The organism is Flavobacterium sp. KH_035 (assembly GCF_057839565.1).
The window spans coordinates 4769050-4789592 of the sequence record NZ_CM174492.1 but is presented as its reverse complement, the minus strand read 5'-3'; the positions used below and the strand labels follow the sequence as shown (position 1 = coordinate 4789592).

Sequence of the window (20543 nt, the reverse complement as noted above, 5' to 3'; positions counted from 1 at the left end):
TTTTTTCAATGCCAATGTGGTTGTTTCTTAAACACTGTTTTTAATCTCCAATTGTACCGGTTTTCACTAATTCCGCTCGGCTGTAATTGGCAATAATAACTCCCGTAGAGGTGATTGTATGGTCAGTTAGTACAAATGAAGTTGGAATTGCACCGTCGTTAAATAGTTTTTTTCCTTTTCCAAGAAGCAAAGGATGAATTTTGAGCCACAGTTCATCAACTAAATCATTTTTAAGCAGAAATTGAATGATGGAGGCGCCTCCCCAAACTTTAATATCATCGCCTTCTGAATTTTTGAGTTTTTGGATATCTTCTGCATTTTTTAAAAAGACGGAGTTTTTCCATTGAGAATCTTTTCGGCTTGCAGATAAGACATATTTAGTAACCTCATTAATTCCGGGCCAGTTAGCAGCATGCTCAGGCCAGTAAGATTCAAAAAGATCAAAGGTTTTTCTACCTAAAAGAATATCCGAAGGTTCCATTTGCTTCTCCATGGCCTTGCTGTATGATTCATCACCAAATGGTGCGACCCAGCCTCCATATTCAAAACCGCCCGAAGTATCTTCCTGAGGGCCGCCCGGTGCCTGCATAACCCCATCGAGTGTAATCATTGCTAAGGCAATTATTTTTCTCATTATTTTTAGTTTTTGGTTTCTCAAATATAATAAAATAACAAGAAATATTGGATTGAATTAATGCGGGTTGAAGGTGTTGCAGTAGTAGATTTTTATCTGTGTACTGTTTCATGCTTTGAAATAAGGGCTTGTAATATGGTTCGTTCCTGCGGAACTTTCGCTAATGTTGTTTAATTCGTTGCTACAGTATTCTTCATTCCTACGGAATTTTGAATGATGTTTTTGTAATATAGATCGTTTCTATTGAACTTTTCCCAATATTGCTCATTTCTGGTGAATTGAGAATGGTGCTTTGTGATCGTACAATGTTAAAAATTTATTCCAATATTTGTATTTAGAAAGAGGCAACAAATAAATTCTGATTTTGTATATTTGCCCAACCAAACATTACACTTAACTATGAGCCAAAAAGTATTACTTAATTCAAAAGAAGTTACTATCATACTCCATCGTTTGGCTTGTCAGTTAATCGAAAAACATCTTGATTTTTCAGATACTATTTTAATCGGAATTCAGCCGAGGGGTGTTTTCTTAGCAGAACGTTTAAAACAAATACTAGAGAGTGAATACAAGACACCTGAAATTTCTCTGGGATATTTAGATATTACTTTTTTCAGAGACGATTTCCGTCGTACAGATAAACCGCTTGAAGCCAATAAAACCCAAATCAATTTCATAGTTGAAAATAAAAAAGTCATTTTTATTGATGACGTTTTGTTTACCGGACGCAGCATTCGCTCTGCTTTAACCGCAATTCAGTCTTTTGGTAGACCCTCAGAAATTGAATTGTTAGTGTTAATTGACAGACGTTTTAGTCGCAATCTGCCAATTCAGCCCGATTATCGTGGTCGTCAGGTAGATGCTATTAATGGTGAAAAAGTAAAAGTAAGCTGGAAAGAAAATGAAGGTGAAGATGTAGTCTATTTGATAACAAATTAACGATTAAATAAAGCAACGGTTAAACGAATAAATAAAAATAGGATGACAGAGAATGAAGCTTTTATTTATGAATCAATTTTTAACCAAGTTAGAATGGGGTTTCTGTCTCTTGATGAGATTCAGGAAAACATTCTGGAAGAAATTGAAGACAACGAATTTGAGGATGAAATCTCTGAAGAGTGGGCTTTTGATAAAATAAGAGAAGAAAACCAAAAATTACTTTCAGAAAGTAAACAATGGAAAAGTCCAACAGATACGGAAAGATTAATAAAAGCATTTGATGAATTGGCAGATAGAAATATTATTGCACTTCATAATGCGGGTTATACCACATCAGATGGCGAATATGAAGTTGTTGAGGTAGAAAGAGTGTTACGTGAAAACGAGGTAGAATCTGATGGATATTGCTTTTATCACGAACAAGATTTAGCAAGAGGAGTAGCTGTAGAAGATTCAAGTTTGTTTATCGCTTTTCAGAAAGTAGATAATGGTGATGATGCGACAACAATAGAAGTAGGTAAAGTAGTTGCCCAAGTTCTAAGAGATAACGGCTTCACTCTAAATTGGAATGAATCTGCGAGAACAAAAATAGAAATTCCAGGTTTCAAATGGCAACATCTTTTTGATGAAGATGCCAGAGATTTACAGGATTACAGTGAAGTTGTAGAAAGAATGATTCAATAAAGTAGTTGTTCTTTGTAGCAGCATTGAAAGACTGAGTATGTCAGGAATTCAAGAATTTGACAAATAAATATTAAAGAAATAAAAATGAAAGAATTAAGCGTAAATCACTTATTGGGAATTAAATATATCAATGAAAATGATATTAACCTGATTTTTGAAACTGCCGATCATTTTAAAGAAGTCATTAACAGACCCATTAAAAAAGTTCCTTCATTACGAGATATTACCATTGCCAATATTTTCTTTGAAAACAGTACCAGAACTAAGCTTTCTTTTGAGTTGGCACAAAAAAGACTATCAGCTGATGTGATTAGTTTTTCGGCAGCTCAGTCTTCGGTTAAAAAAGGAGAGACTCTGATTGATACTGTAAATAATATCCTTTCAATGAAAGTTGATATGGTTGTAATGCGCCACTCCAACCCCGGAGCGGCTTATTTTTTATCCAAAAATGTCAAAGCCAGTATTGTGAATGCTGGAGACGGAGCGCACGAGCACCCAACACAGGCTTTATTAGATAGTTATTCTATTAGAGAGAGATTAGGTGATGTAGCCGGAAAAAAGGTAGTTATTGTAGGTGATATTCTGCATTCAAGAGTTGCTTTATCTAATATATATGCTTTACAGATGCAGGGTGCCGAAGTAAAGGTTTGCGGGCCAAAAACACTGATTCCAAGATACATCGAATCTCTGGGTGTTACGGTTGAACCAAATTTGCGCAAAGCTTTAGAATGGTGTGACGTTGCCAATATGCTTCGTGTACAAAACGAACGTATGGATGTGAATTTCTTTCCTTCTACACGTGAATATGCACAGCAGTACGGAGTAGATAAACCATTGCTGGATTCTCTTGGAAAAGAAATTGTAATCATGCACCCGGGACCAATTAACAGAGGGGTAGAGATTACTTCTGAAGTTGCTGACTCAAATCATTCTGTGATCTTGAATCAGGTCGAAAACGGAGTAGCGATCAGAATGGCCGTTATTTATTTACTGGCTTCTAAGATTCAGTAGTTTAGTCTCGGTTTTCAGTTTTCAGTCTCAGTTTTCAGTCCCAGTCTCAGTTTTCAGTGAAGGTCAGAATTTGAACTACACAAAGTTAAAACTGTTTACTGCAATCGCGACTGAATACTACAAAAAGCGACTTCGCCTGAAAAATAGTCTCAGTTTTCAGTGAAGATCAGAATTTGAACTACACAAAGTTAAAACTGTTTACTGCGACCGCGACTGAAAACTAAAAAAAACGACTGCGACTGAATACTAAAAAAATCGTACCTTAGCTCTCTAACAGCGCCTATAAATTAGAAGATGAAAGTAGATCAAAAAGGACATACCGTTACAATTAAAGATACCCAGGGAGATTTTAATGCTTTTTTGGAAAAAGTAACGCAACAGTTCAAAACCTTTGAAAAACAAAATATTATAATCGATTTGTCTGCAGATAATGATGTGTCTGAAAAAGAGGTAAAGCTTTTTTTACCTTTGGCCAAGCAACAGAAAAAAGCCAAAAAATCATTTGTAATAGTGGTTTCGGATCTTGACTTTAATGCTGTTTCAGATAAATTACTTGTAGTTCCATCGCTTTTGGAAGCACATGATATTATCGAAATGGAAGAGATCGAAAGAGACTTAGGATTTTAATTGTAGCTTTTAGAGTTCAGATTTTAGATTTTGAATGTTGGAATCTAAAATATGTATTCAATTTAGAATCTAAAATCAACAATCTAAAATGAAGCTTACCATACTTGGCTGTTATGCCGCAACCCCCAGAACAATTACCAATCCGACTTCGCAGGTTTTAGAGATTAAAAATAGAATGTTTTTAATTGATTGCGGCGAAGGGACGCAGGTGCAACTGCGTAAGAATAAAATTAAATTCTCTAAAATAAATCATATTTTTATTTCGCATTTGCATGGAGATCACTTTTTTGGATTGATTGGAACGATCTCGACTTTTGCACTTTTAGGACGTACTACCGATTTACATATTTATGGACCGAAAGGAGTGAAGGAGATCATTACTCTGCAATTGAGATTGTCCAATTCCTGGACCACTTATGATTTGTTTTTTCATGAACTGGAATCAACAGAAAGTGAAGTTATTTTTGAAGACACCAAGGTAATTGTAAAAACGATTCCGTTAAAACATCGTGTTTACACTAACGGATTTTTGTTTCAGGAAAAACCCGGTGACCGAAAATTGAATGTAGAGGCTGTTCAGCAATACGACATTCATACGGCATATTATCAAAAAATAAAAGGAGGTGGTGACGTTACACTTGATGACGGTACTGTGATAAAAAACGAAAAGCTGTCTTTTGATCCAATTCCTCCAATGAGTTATGCTTTTTGCTCGGATACAGTATATCATGAAGCGATAATTCCATTAATAAAGGATGTTGATGTTTTATATCACGAATCTACCTTTTTGGAATCAGAAGCCGCATTAGCACTCAAAACGTTACATTCAACCGCAAAAGAAGCGGCAGCAATTGCACTTAAAGCAAACGCGAAACAATTGGTACTAGGACATTATTCAACGCGATATGATGGTATCGAACGTTTTAAAGAAGAAGCTGAAACCGTTTTTCCTAACATCCTTTTAGGAGATGATGGGAGAAGTTTTGAGTTTTAAGTTGTAAAATGTAAATAGTTAATAGTGAAATGTAGATTATGGAATGTGAATGGTGAATAATGAAATGTAAAATAATGTAGATTTTTTAGTCAATCAATAAACCACATTTCACAACGTACAATCTAAAATATAAAATCATGAACGATTTAAGCAATTATAGGAAATCTTACGAAAAGAGCGAATTATTAGAAACGAATATTCCTGAAGATCCAATTAATCTTTTTAACCGATGGTTTCATGAGGTGGAAGATTTCGGTGGAAACGGAGAAGTCAACGCCATGACAGTTTCGACAATTGGACTGGACGGTTTTCCGAAATCCAGAGTGGTTTTGTTAAAAAAGTTTTCTGAGGAAGGTTTTATTTTTTATACCAATTATGATTCAGAAAAGGGAAAAGCAATTGCCGCGAATCCACATGTTTGTTTGTCTTTTTTTTGGCAGGAAATGGAACGTCAGGTAATCATAAAAGGAATTGCGACCCGAACAGCTGAGAACATATCCGATGGTTATTTTGATTCTCGTCCTGATGGAAGTAAATTGGGAGCGATTGTTTCGAAGCAAAGTGAAGTGATTCCGTCCCGAACTTTTCTGGAAGAGAATTTGAAAAAATTAGAGAAAGAATTTGAAGGAAAACAGATTCCGAGACCCGAAAATTGGGGAGGTTTTTTAGTAACTCCCTTAGAGGTAGAATTCTGGCAGGGGAGACCCAATAGATTACATGACAGGATTCGTTACCAGAGTCAATCTGATTTTTCATGGAAGATTGAACGATTATCTTCATAGTTGTAAGAAAATTATATTTTATTATAGGTTTGTCATGTAGTTCATCGATTTTTTTTGTAGTTTAACGATATATTTGATATGTTTGAGTAAGAAAAAGAAACAGATCAATTTATCTAAATAAAGAGTTTAAAGGATTTGCCCCAACATCTACTTTAAAAATTAAACTACTATGTGATTATGAAAAAGATGATGCATAACATGAGGTTCGTTGCAATGGTTGTCCTACTTGTTGCAATGAACTCCTGTTCAGCGGATAGTGCAGAGGCTACCGAAAACAGTACTACTGTCGAAACTGTTGTTGCCAGCTACACTTACAATGATTCTGAAATCGAATCCATGAAACTTATCAATGATTATAGGGTAAGTATCGGTCTGAATGCTCTGCAAAGAGTAAATCACGTTTCATTTAAATGCGAAGAGCATAACAAATACATGATTGCAAATAATGTAGTCGATCATAATGATTTTACTGCTCGTTCTAATAATATCATGAGTGTTTTAGGAGCTAAAAAAGTAGGCGAGAACGTAGCTTACAATTATAAAACTTCTGAAGCAGCCTTAAGAGCCTGGCTTGATAGCCCTGGGCATAAAGCAAATATCGAAGGAGATTATACTCATTTTGGTTTGTCAGTGACAGTTGATTCCCAAACAGGTAAAAAATACTATACGAACATCTTTGTGAAGATGTAGAGAAAATATTGGACTGGTTTAGTTTTTATTGATCGTTGTAATTCAAAGAATTGCAACGATTTTTTTATAAAAAAAAATAAATTCCAAAATTCAAATTCCAAATTCCACGAACATGGAATTTGGAATTTGAATTTTGGAATTTTTAGAGTTTTAAAGCTATAGGGCTGTAATAATAAATTCGCTTCTTCTGTTCATTTGATGTTGTTCTTCTGTACACGGTATACCATCAGAACAGCCATTTACCAGTTGGGTTTCCCCGTATCCTTTTCCGGTTAGTCTGTTTTTGGCAACACCATTTTTAACCAGCCATGCAATAGTCGATTTTGCTCTTCTGTCAGACAAGGCTGCATTGTATTGGTGCGTAGCGCGGCTGTCTGTATGTGAACGAATATCAAGTTTCATAGTTGGATGACTGTTTAATACATCAAGTATTTTTTCCAGATCCAGTGCAGCTTCGGTACGAATATTTGATTTGTCCAGATCGAAGTAGATCATTTTAATTCCAAAGCATTTTCCTAAATCATCACCAACAGCGACTTTGCAGGTTGCTTTGTCCAAAGCAATAGGAAGACTGGTTTTTCCGGTGAGTTTTCCAATGGTAATGTTTATCTCTTTGGTTGTATAATCCTCTTTTTCGGCTCTTACATTATACGTTTTTCCGCATTCGACAGGAAAGCTGTAAAAACCTGTTGCGTCCGAAATGGTATTACTTTTTATAGCTCCCTGATTGTCATATAACGTTAGTTTTGTATTTGGTAAAATCGCTAAGGTTTCGGCATCTGTAATAACTCCATTTAACTCTTGTATACATTGAAGTCTTCTGGTTTCTAGGAATTTATAAATATCGTCAGAACCCTGTCCACCATCTTTATTAGAACTGAAATATCCTCTTCGGGAAGCGGGATCAATAATGTAGGCAAAATCATCTTTTGGCGAATTGACATCTGCTCCAAGATTCTGTATACTGCTTATGGTTCCGTTGTCTTCAATTTTACCCACAAAAACATCCAGACCTCCCAGACCGGGATGTCCGTCGGAAGCAAAGTAAATTTCATTTTCACTGGTGACATACGGAAATGTTTCTTTTCCCTGGGTGTTAATGCCTTTGCCTAAATTCTGAGGCGTGCCGTAACTGTCATCACCGTTGATGCTCACTTTGTAAATGTCTGATTGTCCTACAGTTCCAGGCATATCAGAGGCAAAGTACAGTGTTTTTTCATCAGGACTCAGTGTTGGATGCGCAGTACTGTAATTATCACTATCAAAAGGAAGTGTGGTTATGTTGGTCCACTTTCCGTTTTCAAGAGTAGCTTTGTATATTTTGATTAAAGTAATTTTGTTATCATCTTTTCCTTTTTTTCCATTGATGTAATTGTTTCGCGTAAAATAAACCGTTTTTCCGTCTTTTGTAAAAGCGGGAGAAGATTCGTGAAACTTTGTGTTGAGGGATGTTTTAAATTTGTTGACCTTAACAACGCTGTTGGAAGCAGGGTCAGTGTCGGCAAAATACAAATTAGTAAAATACTCTCCGGTCCATTTGTGTTTACGCTGTGAAAAGTTTCCGGTATCTCTGGCAGAGGCAAAGTATATTTTACCATTATACACAAAGGAACTGTAGTCGGAGTATTTAGAATTGATTCCGGCATCTTCGATTTTGTATCGGCCTGAATTGGCTTTAATTTTGTCGAGATAGTTTACATCTTCGGTATATAATTTCGCTCTGTCGTCGTTTTTGGATTTAGCCGAAAATTCTTCCATGATTTTAGCAGCCTTAGCTGTTTGCCCGGTTGATTTCAAACATTGTGCATATCGATAGTAATACTCAGGCTCGACAACGGTATTCATAGCAAATAATTCACCATACCATTTCGCGGCTGCTTCAAAGTTAGAGTTGAAGTAGTAAGAATTTCCGAGCTTCTTAAACAAATCGTCTGATTTGTATCCTTTATCGGCTACACGTTCGTAGGTTTTAATAGCGTTGATATACGCATAATTATCGTAGTTTTTATCAGCAGTATTAATTTTCGATTGTTGCGCATAACTGCCGGATGAAAAAGAACAGATAATTGTTAAGCAAAGGAGTATATAATTTTTCATAATCATTATTTTTAGAAGAAACGTGGCGTTGTCATTTTACCATTGTTTTTGAAGAATTCGTAACGCAGGAATATCTCATGTGATCCTGAATTATAGTTGTTCAGGCGGGTGGTTTCACGATCGTAACCATAACCAAGATAAAGACCGTCGGTTATTTGAAACCCTACCATGGCGCTTATTGAAGCACTCCAACGATACGCTAGTCCAACCACAAGCTTGTCCATAAACATAAAGTTTGCAGAAACGTCTACCTGAAGCGGTGCTCCCTCAACCATTTTGGTCAGTAAGGCAGGTTTGAATTTGATGTATTGGTATTGGTCTAAATCAAACACATAACCGGCTATTAAGTAATAATTGATTTTATCTTTATAAATAGCATAGTCGTTATCATCAAACCGATTGGTTTCGATAAAATTGGGTACAGACAAACCGATATAAGCTTTATCAGAATGCCAATAGACTCCGGCTCCCACATTTGGTGAAAACTTATTGTTTAGATCCTGAAACTGTGGATCTCCCTGACTCTCCGGATTTAATTTGCTGATATCGAGATTGAACAGGTTTGCTGTTCCTTTAATACCAAATGAAAGTTTAAAATCGGCTGAGGTCTGAACAGTATAAGAGAGGTCGACAGAAATGTTATTTTCATTGGTTGGACCAATTTTGTCGTTTACTAAAGAGGCTCCTACTCCTAGATTACTGTTGTTTATAGGGCTATTGACAGAGAAAGCACTGGTTTCCGGAGCCCCGTCAAGTCCAACCCATTGGGTGCGGTACAATCCAAAAACACTTAAAGCTCCTCGTGATCCGGCATAAGCGGGATTGATGTTTATAGTATTGTACATGTATTGCGTAAATTGTGCGTCTTGTTGGGCATAACTTGCAATTGTTACAAACATAATGACGAAGAAAAATAATTTTGTTCTCATAGTGGTATTTATTATTTTCATTAGTACTACTTTTTTATCAATTAGAATCGAAAAAAAGTCTATGCATTTGTATATTCAAAAATAAGGATTTTTTTATTAATTAATCGTAAAAAGCTTCTTTATGTGTTTGTGATGCAATAGGATATATTTTTTCTTTCTTATTTTGATAGATATAAGTACCCATCTTTTTTATTGTTTTGAAGTACATTATTTCCGTCCAATGATTTATAATTAATAATATAGAAATAAGTTCCTGTTGGCAGTCCATCAGATTGTTTGACGGTAGTTCGTCCTCTTGAAATTCCATCAAAGGCATTGGTTTGATTGTTGTAATTATGTGTTTCAAATACCAATACTCCCCAGCGGTTATAAATTTCTACATCATTCTCAGGATAACAAGTGGTGTCGTCAATACTGTCTATTTTGAAGATATCATTGATTCCGTCTCCATTAGGTGAAAAGGCGTTGTGAACCACTACGCTTCCACATGCAAGTACTTTACAATCATCATTTATTTCCATATTCAGTACAATACTTTTTGGACAGCTCGTATCAGGTATTTTGTACTCGAATGTATAATTACCTATTGCGAGACCTAAAGGATTGAAATCACTTCCTTGTATACTTCTGGTATTATTGTTGTCCACCCAGGTTCCGTTAGAAGGAGTGTTTTCTGGTAACAAGGATAGTAGGTTAATGATAGTTGAATCATCGTTACAGGCTTTACTGCTAATATTAGTTACTAAATTAGGAATTGCAATGATTGTTACAGTTGCAGTTGCAGTACACGTTTGATTTGCATTATTTACTGGGGATGTTGCTGTAAGTGTGTAGGTTCCGACTGGTAAATTGGTATTTCCAACAATTTCGTTGTTAGCGTTTCTAATAACAACAGTCGAACCAAGGCTATTGGTTACCAGGATTGAACCGCTTTTTCCTTCCAGACAGTTCACATTGGTAGCAACTCCGCTTACAGAAACTTTATTGGCTACTGTAAAGGTTTGTACCAATACAGTTTTATTTCCTGCACAATCGGTTAGGGTATAGCTTCTGGTCAGGATGTAAGGATTTCCGTCGCAGCCGCTTCCGCCATTGTTAGTGTCACTTACCGTAATGTTTACTGTATTGCTGCAATTATCCTTAGCGTCTTTGATCTCACTTGGGTTTCCAGCGGGAATATCGGCGATAGTTTGCAAATTGGCCACATTAAGAGGAGCTGTTCCTGTAGGTGGAGTGGTGTCTCTAACCGTTATAATTTGAGTGTAAGAAATTGTATTTCCACCACAATCACTGGTCGTCCATTTACGGGTTAAAGTATAATTTGTAGCACATTGATTTTCAGTATTACTTTTTGTTTCGCTGAAAACAATTGGTAAGTTACCATTACAATTATCAGAGGCTTCCATATTTGCGGGTTGCGGAACAGCATCGCAAGAAACAGTAATGTCGGCAGGTAAAGTTCCGGTAAAGGCTGGTTTTGTAGTATCCTGAATAGTGATCACCTGAGTGAAAGTGTCAGAAGTATTTCCGCAATCGTCTTTTACCGTCCAGGTGTTGGTATAGGTTCCTGTATTAGAACAACCCTGAGAGGCTACAAAAGCACCGCTTACTTTTACGATGTTTGAAACATTAGTATCACAAGCATCAGTTGCAGTTGGAAACAAGGCTTGTGCAGAAGTTAAGGCTGTTGTGTCACTACATTCTATAGTTTTATCTAAAGAAGCAGTTTGAGTAGACCATGTTGGTTTAGAAGTATCCTGAATGGTAATCACTTGCGTGAAAGTATCAGAAGTATTTCCGCAATCGTCTTTTACCGTCCAGGTATTGGTATAGGTTCCCGCATTAGCACAACCCTGAGAGGCTACAAAAGCACCGCTTACTTTTACGATGTTTGAAACATAGGTGTCGCAAGCATCAGTCGCAGTTGGAAACAAGGCTTGTGCAGAAGTTAAGGCTGCTGTATCACTACATTCTATAGTTTTGTCTAAAGAAGCAGTTTGAGTAGACCATGTTGGTTTAGAAGTATCCTGAATAGTGATCACCTGAGTGAAAGTATCAGAAGTATTTCCGCAATCGTCTTTTACCGTCCAGGTATTGGTATAGGTTCCCGCATTAGCACAACCCTGAGAGGCTACAAAAGCACCGCTTACTTTTACGATGTTTGAAACATTAGTATCACAAGCATCAGTTGCAGTTGGAAACAAGGCCTGTGCAGAAGTTAAGGCTGTTGTGTCACTACATTCTATAGTTTTATCTAAAGAAGCAGTTTGAGTAGACCATGTTGGTTTAGAAGTATCCTGAATGGTAATCACTTGCGTGAAAGTATCAGAAGTATTTCCGCAATCGTCTTTTACCGTCCAGGTATTGGTATAGGTTCCCGCATTAGCACAACCCTGAGAGGCTACAAAAGCACCGCTTACTTTTACGATGTTTGAAACATTGGTGTCGCAAGCATCAGTCGCAGTTGGAAACAAGGCTTGTGCAGAAGTTAAGGCTGCTGTATCACTACATTCTATAGTTTTGTCTAAAGAAGCAGTTTGAGTAGACCATGTTGGTTTAGAAGTATCCTGAATGGTAATCACTTGTGTGAAAGTATCAGAAGTATTTCCGCAATCGTCTTTTACAGTCCAGGTATTGGTATAGGTTCCCGCATTAGCACAACCCTGAGAGGCTACAAAAGCACCGCTTACTTTTACGATATTCGAAACATCGGTATCACAGGCATCAGTCGCAGTTGGAAACAAGGCTTGTGCAGAAGTTAAGGCTGCTGTATCACTACATTCTATAGTTTTGTCTAAAGAAGCTGCCTGTGTAGACCATGTTGGAGCAGAAATATCTTGCACAACAATAACTTGGCCCACAGGAAGAGAAATATTTCCACAGGCATCGACAGCAGTCCAAGTTCTGGTTTGAGTGTAAGAACCGGCACATCCACCCGGAGTAATTACATCTGTATAAGTTAATGATGAAATCACGCCATTGTTATCCGTTGCAGTAGCAGTTGCAAATATCGGTGTTACAGGACAATTAATAGTAGTACTTTGTGGGAGAGGATCTATTATTGGTTTAATAGAATCTCCATCAATAATAGTAACCGATTTCGTTATTGTACAAGAGTTCGCATCTGTTGCAGTTACAGTATATGTTCCGGCAACAAGTGCATTTGCTGTAGCAGCTGTTCCACCAGATGGAGACCATAAGTAAGTATAACCTGGATTTCCACCGGAAACAGTAATGGTAGCAGATCCTGTATTGTCACCTCCGCAACCTACATTGGTTTGTGAAGTGGTGGCCGATAGTACGGTTGGCTCTGTAATGGTAACTGTTTTAGTAATGGTACAAAGATTAGCATCTTTAATAGTTACCGTATATGTTCCGGCTGCTAAATTCGAAGCTGTTGCTGCTGATCCACCTGATGGTACCCAGGAGTACGTATAAGCTCCGGTTCCTCCGGCAGCAGTTACGGTTGCAGAACCTGTAGTTCCGGCATTACAAGCGACATTGGTTTGTGTAGTTGTAGCGGTTAGTGCAGTTGGTTCTGTTATCGTTACTGTTTTAGTAATGGTACAAAGGTTGGCATCTTTAATAGTCACGGTATAAGTTCCTGCTGCTAAATTAGAAGCCGTTGCTGCTGATCCACCTGATGGTGCCCAGGAGTACGTATAAGCTCCGGTTCCTCCAGCAGGAGTTACGGTTGCAGAACCTGTTGTTCCGGCATTACAAGCCACATTGGTTTGTGTAGTTGTAGCGGTCAAAGCGGTTGGTTCTGTTATGGTAACGGTTTTAATAAGGGTACAAAGGTTGGCATCTTTAATAGTCACGGTATAAGTTCCTGCTGCTAAATTAGAAGCTGTTGCTGCTGAACCACCTGATGGTGCCCAGGAGTAAGTATAACCAGGAGTTCCTCCGGCAACAGTTACGGTTGCAGCACCTGTAGTTCCGGCATTACAAGCCACATTGGTTTGTGAGGTTGTTGCGGTCAAAGTAGATGATTCCGTGATGGTAACTGTTTTAGTAATGGTACAAAGATTGGCATCTTTAATAGTTACGGTATATGTTCCGGCAGCTAAATTCGAAGCTGTTGCTGCTGAACCACCTGATGGTGCCCAAGAGTAAGAGTAAGCTCCGGTTCCTCCGGCGGCAGTTACGGTTGCAGAACCTGTTGCTCCGGCATTACAAGCCACATTGGTTTGTGTAGTTGTAGCGGTCAAAGCAGTTGGCTCTGTTATGGTAAAGGTTTTAGTAATGGTACAAAGATTAGCGTCTTTAATAGTCACGGTATAAGTTCCTGCTGCTAAATTAGAAGCTGTTGCTGCTGAACCTCCAGATGGTGCCCAAGAGTACGTATACGCTCCGGTTCCTCCGGCAGGAGTTACGGTTGCAGAACCTGTTGTTCCGGCATTACAAGCCACATTGGTTTGTGAGGTTGTAGCGGTCAAAGCAGTTGGTTCTGTTATGGTAACGGTTTTAGTAATGGTACAAAGGTTGGCATCTTTAATCGTTACCGTATAAGTTCCGGCTGCTAAATTAGAAGCCGTTGCTGCCGATCCACCTGATGGCGCCCAGGAGTAGGTATAGGCTCCGGTTCCACCGGCAGCAGTCACTGTCGCAGAACCTGTTGTTCCGGCATTACAAGCTACATTGGTTTGTGTAGTTGTAGCGGTCAAAGCAGTTGGCTCTGTTATGGTAACCGTTTTGGTGATCGTACAAAGATTAGCATCTTTAATGGTAACGGTATATGTTCCGGCAGCTAAATTAGAAGCTGTTGCTGCTGAACCTCCAGATGGTGCCCAAGAGTACGTATACGCTCCGGTTCCTCCGGCAGGAGTTACGGTTGCAGAACCTGTTGTTCTGGCATTACAAGCCACATTGGTTTGTGTAGTTGTAGCGGTCAAAGCAGTTGGCTCTGTTATGGTAACTGTTTTAGTAATGGTACAAAGGTTGACATCTTTAATCGTTACCGTATAAGTTCCGGCTGCTAAATTAGAAGCCGTTGCTGCCGATCCACCTGATGGCGCCCAGGAGTAGGTATACGCTCCGGTTCCACCGGCAGCAGTTACGGTTGCAGAACCTGTAGTTCCGGCATTACAAAGTACGTTGGTTTGTGAAGTGGTTGCAGTCAAAGCAGTTGCAGGTTCTGTAATGGTAACCGTTTTGGTGATCGTACAAAGATTTGCATCTTTAATAGTCACCGTATACGTTCCGGCAGCTAAATTTGAAGCGGTTGCTGCTGACCCACCTGATGGTGCCCAGGAATAGGTATAAGCTCCGGTTCCTCCGGCAGGTGTTGCTGTTGCAGCACCTGTTGTTGCAGATTTACAAAGTACGTTGGTTTGTGTGGTTGTAGCGGTTAGCGCCGTTGGTTCTGTAATGGTAACCGTTTTGGTGATCGTACAAAGATTAGCATCTTTAATGGTAACGGTATATGTTCCGGCAGCTAAATTAGAAGCTGTTGCAGCTGATCCACCTGATGGTGCCCAGGAGTAAGTGTAAGCTCCGGTTCCACCGGCAGGAGTCACGGTTGCAGAACCTGTAGTTCCGGCATTACATAGTACATTGGTTTGTGAAGTGGTCGCAGTCAAAGCAGTTGCAGGCTCTGTAATGGTAACCGTTTTGGTTATCGTACAAAGATTAGCATCTTTAATGGTAACGGTATAAATTCCAGCTGCTAAATTAGAAGCTGTTGCTGCCGATCCACCTGATGGTGCCCAAGAGTAAGTGTAAGCGCCTGTTCCTCCGGTAGGAGTAACGGTTGCAGAACCTGTAGTTCCGGCATTACAAAGTACGTTGGTTTGTGAAGTGGTTGCAGTCAAGGCAGTTGCAGGTTCCGTAATGGTAACTGTTTTGGTTATCGTACAAAGATTAGCATCTTTAATGGTCACGGTATATGTTCCCGCTGCTAAATTTGAAGCTGTTGCTGCTGATCCGCCTGATGGTGCCCAAGAGTACGTGTAAGCTCCAGTTCCTCCAGCAGGAGTTACGGTTGCTGAACCTGTTGTTGCAGATGTGCAAAGTACGTTGGTTTGCGTAGTGGTTGCAGTCAAGGCATTTGCAGGTTCTGTAATGGTAACCGTTTTGGTTATCGTACAAAGATTAGCATCTTTAATAGTCACGGTATAAGTTCCGGCTGCTAAATTAGAAGCTGTTGCTGCCGAACCTCCAGATGGTGCCCAGGAATAGGTATAGGCTCCTGTTCCTCCGGCAGGAGTTACGGTTGCTGAACCTGTTGTTGCAGATTTACAAAGTATGTTGGTTTGTGTGGTTGTAGCTGTTAAAGCAGTTGGTTCTGTAATGGTAACCGTTTTGGTGATCGTACAAAGATTAGCATCTTTAATGGTCACAGTATATGTTCCCGCTGCTAAATTAGAAGCTGTTGCTGCCGATCCGCCCGATGGTGCCCAGGAATAGGTGTAAGGCCCAGTTCCTCCGGCAGGAGTCGCGGTTGCAGAACCTGTAGTTCCGGCATTACAAAGTACGTTGGTTTGTGAAGTAGTTGCAGTCAAGATAGCTGCAGGCTCCGTAATAATTATTTGTTTGGTACCGGTACATCCTTTTGAATCAGTAGCGGTTACGGTATAAGTTCCTGCGGCTAAATTAGAAGCTGTTGCTGCCGATCCCCCCGATGGTGCCCAGGAATAGGTATAGGGTGCAGTTCCTCCTGTGGCAATTACGGTCGCTGATCCGGTTGTAGTTCCTTTACATTTTACATCAACATGCGAACCGGCAGTTTCGGTAATCACAATATTGGTCTGACTCACAACAACTGGTTTCGTATCAGAACAGCCCGATTGTGTATTTGAACCTTTAATGTAATAAGTCCCCACTGGCGCTGCAGTTGGAGTGGTATAAGGAATAGTTGCTGCAGCATCCTGCCAGTAGCTATAAGTAAGTCCGGCAGTACTTCCTGCAGTAACTGCTGGTAAAGTAAGGTTTGCTGTACCATTAACGCATACAGGGGCAGGATTAGTAATAACCAGAGTGTTTGTAGCAAAACTTTTTGCTTTCAAAAACACACCGGCATCCCATCTTTGATCTGATGCATCGGCAATAGCCATTTTTATTTTATAAGTATTTCCAGGTGTAACAGCATAAGTAGCCGTAAGAACGACAGTTGAACCATCATATTCCATAGTCGTAGAACCAGGAGGGTTGTTTAAGTAGTAAGCGTCGTTTACTGCCGGAAAGGCAACATTATTTACGTTAGTTCCAGCAGAGTGTATGTTGTTTATTGTCACTGCATCACCGTTTGGTAATTGGGCAAGATTAATCGCATTATTGGTATAAGTACCGGTAATTCCGGTGCCGCTTAAAAAGAATCCAAAAGCATCATTAAACTGCGTATTTACATATTCCAGATACTCTTCAGATGCAAAAATAAATTTAAACTCGACAAGATTTCCGTCCGGAATAAAATTGAATTCCAATATGGAGGCATCGTGCATAGTTCTGCCTGAAATTCCAGCTAAATCGGGATCGCTTGCCCCGTTTACCATTTCATCAGACCTGTTGGTGTATGTATTGGGTCCCATGGCTGAACTGATTTTCCCTGTAGACAAAAGAAGTCCTTCGTCTATTGGGAATGTAGAAGTTCCTTTACTGTAGTACCCCAATTGTCGGTCTCCGGCAGTCGAAGACCAGGAATGATCTACCCAGGTCCAGGTGTTGTTATTGTTTCTTCTGTAATATCCGTAACGAACATTGTTGATTGTTAAACATCCGGATGTTAGTACATTACGAACAAGCTGATCTGCACTATAACCATTGTAACCTGCAGAAGGATTAGCGACATCAATTGAACCGGCAACAGCTGCCAGTGCACTAACAGCTTCTGTTGTGGCTGCTATTTTTGCTGTCTTAGAAGTTGTCTTATTGGAAGGAATAGTATTTCCAATCCTAACAGGGATTATTTCCTGGGCAACAATTGCGGAAGAATACATTACGAATCCTAAAATTAAAATTAAAAATGATTTTAAACTAATTTTAGAAAAGACATCACGTTGAATGTTTTTGTGAAACGGGAAAATATACTTACCACTTTTAATGAAATTTCCCACTTCTTGTAGAGTAGTTTTAGTTTTCATATTTTAGGATTTTGTTTTTGAAGTACTTGTGATATTTTAACAGAATCAAATTTATAACGTGTAATTACTTTTGATTTTTTTTCTCCGTAACTAACCTAAAAACTCGTTGAAGTGTATTTTTTTTGTTAAAGAAGGGGGTGAAAAACACTTTTTTTTGTCATTTTTGACAAAAAAACAGTGGCTAATTTTTTATTTTATTTGTTAAAAAGGTTGTTTTTTAAATCACTTAAGTGATTAATAGTCAATTATTTGGTTAATTTTTTATGAATATAAAAAATATCGACTAACTGTTTAATTTAATAGATGAAGAACACTTTTTGTTAAATAAGGAAGTTTTCCTTTGTTAAGCATTTAAGATTTTTAGTTTTCGGTTCGTTGTTAAAAATTTTGTTGAAATGTTAACAGAAATAAAAAAAAGAGAAGGTTTAAGATTTCTTTTGTAAATTAGAAGTTCAATAAAAAACCAACCTCTTTTAATGAGGTTTGTAAACCTTACTGCTTATGAAAAACTTAATTTTAATACGCCATGCAAAATCAAGTTGGGAAGCCCCGTTAAAAGATTTCGACAGACCTTTGATGAAAAAAGGCATTTTAGACGCACATGAAGTATCGGCTACTATTTCAAAATTTCTTCCTAAAACCTATATTATGTGGAGTAGTACTGCGGCGAGGGCTTTAGAAACGGCGCTTATTTTTGCGCAAAATATTTCTTATCCTATAGAAAGTATCGTTTATAAAGACGACCTTTATACCTTTGATGACAAGCAGCTCGAAAAAGTTATCAAATCATGTGATAATAGTTTCGAAAGCGTTATTCTTTTCGGGCATAACGAGGCTATTACAAATTTTGTTAATAAATTTGGGGATGTTTTTATCGAAAATGTACCTACTTCAGGCTTTGTATCACTACAGTTTGATGCTGATAGTTGGAACACCATTAATAAAGGTAAAACTCATAAAACAATTTTCCCCAAAGATTTAAAATAAATATAGTGTACGAACAGAAATATATCGATAGAGAAAAAAGTTGGTTGGCGTTTAATGCAAGAGTACTTCAGGAAGCTGGAGATAATTCGGTTCCACTTTTAGACAGACTACGTTTTGTTGGAATTTTTTCAAATAATTTAGATGAATTTTTCAGGGTTCGCTACGCTGCAATTCGAAGATTAAGCCTTTCCGGGATTTCCGGAGAGAAATATTTAGGAGGAGTTTCGGCACACCAATTAATTAAAGACATTACCGAAATTGTTATTCAGCAGCAATCCGAAAGTTTGCGTATTTTAGGTAATATCGAAGCAGAGCTGGAAGCCGAAAATATTTTTATTATCAACGAAGATCAAATAACAAAAGATCAGGAGAGCTATCTGAAAGATTTTTTTGTGCAAAAATTAAGTCCTGAATTGGTGACCATCATCTTGAATGATCTGGCTGAATTTCCGGTTCTTAAAGATACCTTGGGTTATTTGGCTGTTCGTTTGGAAATGAATACCAACGATGAGGTGCGCTATGCTGTTATCGAAATTCCAAAGACCATAAACAGGTTTGTAGTACTGCCATCAGATGATGATAAGCAATATGTGATACTGATTGACGATGTGATTCGTTACAACCTAAAGAATATCTTTAATATTTTCGATTATAAAAGCGTCTCGGCACACATGATAAAAATTACGCGCGATGCCCAGTTGGACATCGACAGTGATTTGAGTAAGAGTATGCTCGAAAAAATAGCATCATCTGTAAAAGACAGAAGAATTGGGGAACCTGTTCGCTTTATTTACGACAATTTAATCGAAGAAGATACTTTGCGTTTCTTTTTGGATAAAATGAAAATTGTAGAAACCGATAGTATAATTCCGGGTGGACGTTATCACAACAGACGTGATTATATGAGTTTTCCTAATTTAGGAAGATATGATTTATTGTATAAGCCAAACGAACCTTTGCCAATTCCGGGCTTGAGTCTCGAAGGCAGTATTTTGGAAAAAATCAGTAAAAAAGATTATTTGCTGCATGCTCCATATCAGTCATTTTCTTATCTGACAAAATTTTTGCGTGAAGCCGCTTTAGATCCAAAAGTAACCAGTATAAAAATTACGTTATACCGTTTGGCAAAGAACTCACAGATTATCAGTTCTTTGATTAATGCAGCGAAAAATGGTAAAAAAGTAACCGTTCAGATCGAGCTTCAGGCACGATTTGATGAGGCATCCAATATTTCCTATGCCGAGCAAATGCAGACAGAAGGAATTGATCTTATTTTTGGAATAAAAGGCTTAAAGGTACACAGTAAAATTTGTGTCATCGAAAGAGTAGAAGACAGCAAAACACGTCGCTACGGCTTTATATCAACCGGAAATTTTAACGAATCGACGGCCAAAATTTATACAGATGTAACTTTGTTTACCTGTCATCAGCAAATTTTGAAAGACATCTCTAAAATATTCGAATTTTTTGATATCAATTACAGGGTGCACCGATACAAACATTTAATTGTGTCCCCACATTATACCCGAACAAAATTTATCAAACTGATCGATCGTGAAATTCTGCATGCACTGGCTGGCAGAAAAACGCATATTAAATTAAAAATGAACAGTTTGTCTGATTTTAAAATGATCGATAAATTGTACGAAGCCAGTAATGCAGGAGTTAAAATTCAGCTTCAGGTAAGAGGAATTTGTTCTTTGATTCCGGGAATTCCGGGTATGAGCGAAAACATTGAAGCCATAAGTATCGTCGACAATTATCTGGAACATTCAAGAGTTTATATTTTTGGAAATGCAGGATTAACAGAAGTGTATATTTCATCGGCCGATTTCATGACCCGAAATCTTGACGGAAGAGTCGAAGTTACCTGCCCAATTTATGATCTTGCAATAAAGAAAGAACTAGTAGACAATTTCAATATTGCCTGGAAAGGGAATGTCAAAGTGAGATATCATTCCTATAAATTAGACAATAAGTATAAGCCTAGAAATCATCATGCTCCATTTAGAGCGCAGTTTGAAACTTATAAATATTATCAAAATAAAATAATGGTTCAGGAAGAAGTCGTATAACGTATCAATTAAT

The 20543-nt window shown here is 38.1% G+C and carries 13 protein-coding genes; 9 read left to right on the top strand and 4 right to left on the bottom strand.

What is annotated here, in order from left to right; genetic code table 11:
- Positions 1-40 precede the first annotated feature (40 nt).
- On the bottom strand, positions 41-634 hold the full coding sequence (locus AC3IS6_RS19440) for a dihydrofolate reductase family protein (RefSeq protein WP_489161795.1): 594 nt from the start codon (positions 632-634) through the stop codon (positions 41-43).
- A gap of 399 nt (positions 635-1033) precedes the next feature.
- Between AC3IS6_RS19440 and pyrR the strand changes: the two genes are divergently transcribed.
- The 7 genes from pyrR (at position 1034) to AC3IS6_RS19405 (ending at position 6361) form a co-directional block, all read left to right on the top strand.
- Complete coding sequence (gene pyrR, locus AC3IS6_RS19435) at positions 1034-1573, top strand: bifunctional pyr operon transcriptional regulator/uracil phosphoribosyltransferase PyrR (protein ID WP_489161794.1); 540 nt, start codon at positions 1034-1036, stop codon at positions 1571-1573.
- 42 nt (positions 1574-1615) lie between these two features.
- On the top strand, positions 1616-2257 hold the full coding sequence (locus AC3IS6_RS19430; RefSeq protein WP_489161792.1) for a DUF6891 domain-containing protein: 642 nt from the start codon (positions 1616-1618) through the stop codon (positions 2255-2257).
- Positions 2258-2341: 84 nt separating this feature from the next.
- Positions 2342-3268 (top strand): aspartate carbamoyltransferase catalytic subunit, encoded by a 927-nt coding sequence (locus AC3IS6_RS19425; RefSeq protein ID WP_310284080.1) that lies wholly within the window; start codon positions 2342-2344, stop codon positions 3266-3268.
- Between the two features lie 294 nt (positions 3269-3562).
- Positions 3563-3895 (top strand): ribonuclease Z, encoded by a 333-nt coding sequence (locus tag AC3IS6_RS19420; RefSeq protein ID WP_173967629.1) that lies wholly within the window; start codon positions 3563-3565, stop codon positions 3893-3895.
- A gap of 88 nt (positions 3896-3983) precedes the next feature.
- Positions 3984-4889, top strand: coding sequence for a ribonuclease Z (locus AC3IS6_RS19415; protein WP_395342967.1), 906 nt, complete (start codon positions 3984-3986; stop codon positions 4887-4889).
- Positions 4890-5026: 137 nt separating this feature from the next.
- The gene (gene pdxH, locus AC3IS6_RS19410; protein ID WP_395342965.1) at positions 5027-5671 is read left to right on the top strand and encodes a pyridoxamine 5'-phosphate oxidase; all 645 of its coding nucleotides are present in this window, start codon (positions 5027-5029) and stop codon (positions 5669-5671) included.
- A gap of 177 nt (positions 5672-5848) precedes the next feature.
- Positions 5849-6361: a CAP domain-containing protein gene (locus AC3IS6_RS19405; RefSeq protein ID WP_489161789.1), complete on the top strand. Its 513-nt coding sequence runs from the start codon at positions 5849-5851 to the stop codon at positions 6359-6361.
- A gap of 156 nt (positions 6362-6517) precedes the next feature.
- On the opposite strand, the gene AC3IS6_RS19400 is transcribed toward AC3IS6_RS19405, so the two are convergent.
- The 3 genes from AC3IS6_RS19400 to AC3IS6_RS19390 form a co-directional block, all read right to left on the bottom strand.
- Complete coding sequence (locus AC3IS6_RS19400; RefSeq protein WP_489161788.1) at positions 6518-8458, bottom strand: OmpA family protein; 1941 nt, start codon at positions 8456-8458, stop codon at positions 6518-6520.
- A gap of 11 nt (positions 8459-8469) precedes the next feature.
- Positions 8470-9387, bottom strand: coding sequence for a PorP/SprF family type IX secretion system membrane protein (locus tag AC3IS6_RS19395; RefSeq protein WP_489164934.1), 918 nt, complete (start codon positions 9385-9387; stop codon positions 8470-8472).
- 158 nt (positions 9388-9545) lie between these two features.
- Entirely contained in the window at positions 9546-17468 is a 7923-nt protein-coding gene (locus AC3IS6_RS19390) for a choice-of-anchor L domain-containing protein (RefSeq protein WP_489161787.1), read from the bottom strand.
- Positions 17469-17969: 501 nt separating this feature from the next.
- On the opposite strand from AC3IS6_RS19390, the gene AC3IS6_RS19385 reads away from it, so the two are divergent.
- Both AC3IS6_RS19385 and ppk1 read left to right on the top strand, forming a co-directional pair.
- Positions 17970-18455, top strand: coding sequence for a SixA phosphatase family protein (locus AC3IS6_RS19385; RefSeq protein ID WP_173964568.1), 486 nt, complete (start codon positions 17970-17972; stop codon positions 18453-18455).
- 5 nt (positions 18456-18460) lie between these two features.
- Positions 18461-20530 (top strand): polyphosphate kinase 1, encoded by a 2070-nt coding sequence (gene ppk1 / locus AC3IS6_RS19380; protein ID WP_489161785.1) that lies wholly within the window; start codon positions 18461-18463, stop codon positions 20528-20530.
- Positions 20531-20543 lie beyond the last annotated feature (13 nt).